At 40.6% G+C, this 3702-nt stretch carries 3 protein-coding genes; all 3 read left to right on the forward strand.

Annotated elements, in window-relative coordinates; genetic code table 11:
- The coding region (locus AAC037_RS21500) for an FtsX-like permease family protein (RefSeq protein WP_339905514.1) at positions 1–623 on the forward strand (623 nt) is incomplete at its 5' end.
- 155 nt (positions 624–778) lie between these two features.
- Positions 779–3196 carry an ABC transporter permease gene (locus AAC037_RS21505; RefSeq protein ID WP_339905516.1) on the forward strand — a complete coding sequence of 806 codons (2418 nt, stop codon included), beginning with the start codon at positions 779–781 and terminating at the stop codon, positions 3194–3196.
- A gap of 161 nt (positions 3197–3357) precedes the next feature.
- The coding region (locus tag AAC037_RS21510) for an ABC transporter ATP-binding protein (RefSeq protein WP_339905518.1) at positions 3358–3702 on the forward strand (345 nt) is incomplete at its 3' end.

The raw sequence follows: 3702 nt of genomic DNA on the forward strand, positions 1-3702 counted from the left end.
TTGGAGTAGTGGAAGATATGATTACACAAGCCCCTTATGAGCCAGTTAAGCAAGGCCTTTATGTTTTTGACAAGCATGGGAATTCCAGTTTCTATAATTTAAGATTGAATCCAAATCAAAGTGCAAGTCAGAATATTGCCATCATAGAAGGGGTATTCAAAGAACATTTTCCGGATCTTCCTTTTGAGTATGATTTCGTGGATAGCGAATACGGGGCAAAATTTGCCTCAGAGGAACGGATTGGGACACTATCCGGAATTTTTACTGCTTTGGCCATTTTAATCAGTTGTCTTGGTTTATTTGGGCTAACCTCTTTTGTTGCAGAGCAGCGCACCAAAGAAATTGGGGTTCGAAAAGTATTGGGGGCAACCGTGTTCAACGTTTGGGGTATGCTGTCAAAGGATTTCCTTAAACTGGTCATCATCTCTTGTTTTATTGCAGTACCTATTGCCTATTATGTAATGAATGGCTGGTTGCAAGATTATCCTTATCACATGCTTCTTGAATGGTGGATTTTCGCCTTGGCCGTTATCGGTGCCATGATGGTAACGGTTATTACGGTAAGTTTTCAAGCCATTAAGGCAGCGAATTCGAATCCGGTAAAGAGTTTGCGAACAGAGTGAGAAAGTGCACAGTGGCAGTGAACTGTACATTATCGTAGTAGAAAGAAGAACTATAGTTGTGCGATAAATACGGTAGATATTAAAAAATAAATCAAAATCCAAACCCGTTCCCACTCCCAAGGATGTGGAATGGGGGAGGAAGAAAAATAAGCATTATGCTAAAAAACTATCTAAAAATCGCTTGGCGAAGTATTAAAAGCGAAAAGCTCTTCACGTTCATAAAGGTTGGGGGCTTTGCCATGGGTATTGCTGCTTGTCTATTAATTGCATTATTCATTAATGACGAACTCAGCTATGACCAACAATACAAAAATAAGGATCGTATCTATAGGGTGGTGTTGCAAGGTGTGATGGATGGTGAGCTAAGAAAAAGCGTTCATTTTCAATTGCCTTTTGCTGATGCCCTACAATCCGATTTTCCGGAGATAGAAAAGGCAGGGAAAATAAATATGAGCGAGCTCTTTGGGGCAGGTAAAAGGGGGCTGCGCCTGGCTGGCGAATCCCAGAACAATTTTGAGGACGGATTTGTATTTGCCAACCAGAACATCCTTGAAATTCTAGAGATCTCCTTGGAACAAGGTAATGTTGAGGAGGCCTTGAACCAACCTGGAAATATGGTAATTTCCAAATCCAAGGCGGATAAATATTTCCCTCAGGGTGATGCATTGGGCAAGACCATTATTTTGGATGATAATCCCTCAAGACCTTATACCGTTACAGGCGTAATGCCAGATTTTCCCAAGAATTCCCACCTCCAGTTTAGTTATTTATTACCCATAGAGGATACCAACATGAGCTGGACCAATCAGAATTACTTTACCTATGTTCTGGTAGATGAAAACACCAATATTCCGGCTTTGGAGAAAAAAATGTTTTCCATTATGGAAAACTACGTAATTCCCGCCCAATTGGCCCGTGGTCGAGCACCTGATTTTATCGAAATTCTTAAGACGATAGAATATAAATTACAGCCTATAACTGATATTCATTTAAGATCGGATCTTGCCATGGGTGATGGTCTAAAACATGGTGACATTCGGTTTGTTTGGCTCTTTGGAGCCATTGCAGGCTTTATTTTATTGCTCGCCTGCATTAATTTCATCAACCTTTCTACCGCCAAATCGGCCAATAGGGCCAAAGAAGTTGGTTTGCGCAAAACAGTGGGGGCGTTTAAGAGTAATTTGGTTACACAATTTCTCATCGAATCGGTACTCTTTAGCCTCATATCTTTTTTAATAGGCCTTCTATTGGCCTGGACACTGCTTCCTACCTTTAATGAAATAGCGGGGAAGTCCATTGTGTTCCCCTGGGAGGTTTGGTGGTTTGTGCCTCTAATGGCAGCCTCCGCCCTGCTAATTGGGATATTGGCAGGAATGTACCCTGCATTTTATCTCTCTGCCTTTAGACCTGTAAGTGTGCTGAAAGGCAGCCTAAGTGTTGGCAGTAAAAGCGGGAAGCTTAGGAGCGGGTTGGTAGTCTTTCAATTTGCCACTTCAGTAATCCTGATAGTTGGTACACTGATCATTTACAAGCAAATGGATTATATACAGCACAAAGAATTGGGTTATGACAAGGAGCAGGTGGTTGTTTTGGAAGGGGCCAATATCCTAGGAAACAAATCGGAGAGTTTTAAGGAACAACTCTTACAGCTTCCCCAAGTAAAAACAGTAACAATAAGCGATTATTTGCCGATAGATGGTGCCAAAAGAAATGGCAATACTTTTAAAAAGACAGGGGAGGGCATTGAAGATCGTGGGGTTCCTGCACAGATTTGGCGCGTGGATTATGATTATATAAAGACCTTGGGGATTAATGTAAAGGAGGGCCGTGATTTTTCAAGGGAATTTGCCTCTGACTCTCTTAATTCCATGATAATCAACGATCAAATGGCGCATGAACTTGGTTATGAAAATCCCATTGGAAAGCATATCAATAACGGAATGGATTGGACCATTGTGGGGGTCGTACAGGACTTTCATTTTAAATCCCTGAAAGAAGATATAACTCCGCTTAGTCTTGTTATTGCCAATAATGATAGTGGTGCTATTTCAGTAAAGCTGAAGACGGGCAATATTGGGGAGTCCTTGTCCTCTATTGAAGCAATTTGGAATAAAAATGTGCCCAACCAAACCTTTGCTTATTCCTTTTTGGATCAAAAATTTAGCCAAATGCACGAAGATGTGGAGCGCATGGGGAAAATATTCAACAGCTTTGCCTTGTTTGCCATAATGGTAGCCTGTTTGGGGCTATTTGCACTGTCCGCTTTTATGGTGGAACAGCGGAAAAAGGAAATAAGCATACGGTTGGTTTTGGGGGCTCCCTTTAAAAGTATCTATGAACTGTTGACATTGGATTTTTTAAAATTGATTCTTTTGGCCATTGTTATTGCAATACCCATAGGATGGTATATGATGAACCGTTGGTTGGAAGATTTTGCCTATAAGATTAAAATTGGATGGGAAATATTCGTCATTGCCGGCGGAATAGCTTTGATTATTGCTGTGGCGACTATTAGTTATCAGTCTGTGGGAGCTGCCTTGATCAAACCTTTAAAAAGTTTAAGAACAGAGTAAACATCAAGTGTTAATTACTGTTCACTTCGTGACATCAGTCTGGAGTTTACCCCAAAGGAGAACAATGTAAAAGGAAGAAAGTTAAAGTCAAGGAGAAACATTCACATCTTCTTAAAAAGGATTAAAGGAAAGTACATCAACCGAATAAAAAGAAATGCAATATGCTACTACAATTGAACAACATTTTTAAATGGGTAAACTCAGGCGGACAACGAGTCTTCCTTTTAAAGGATATTAACCTTACCGTGGAAGAAGGAGAGTTTATATCGGTAATGGGACCCTCCGGTTCCGGTAAATCCACCTTGCTCAATGTCATAGGCATGCTAGACAATTTTGATGAGGGGGAGTACAATTTCATGGATGAACCGGTTCATACCCTAAAGGAAAAGCAGCGTTCCAATTTGTACAAACAATATATAGGCTTTGTTTTTCAATCCTACCATTTACTGGATGATCTTACCGTACAGGAAAATTTGGAAATGCCCCTGCTGTACAAAAAGGTAGGT

Origin of the sequence: uncultured Cyclobacterium sp. (assembly GCF_963976465.1) — a bacterium.
GTDB lineage: Bacteria > Bacteroidota > Bacteroidia > Cytophagales > Cyclobacteriaceae > Cyclobacterium.

Coding starts and splice junctions, on each gene's coding strand:
- AAC037_RS21505 (WP_339905516.1), top strand. CDS start 779: ATGCTAAAAAACTATCTAAAAATCGCTTGGCGAAGTATTAAAAGCGAA.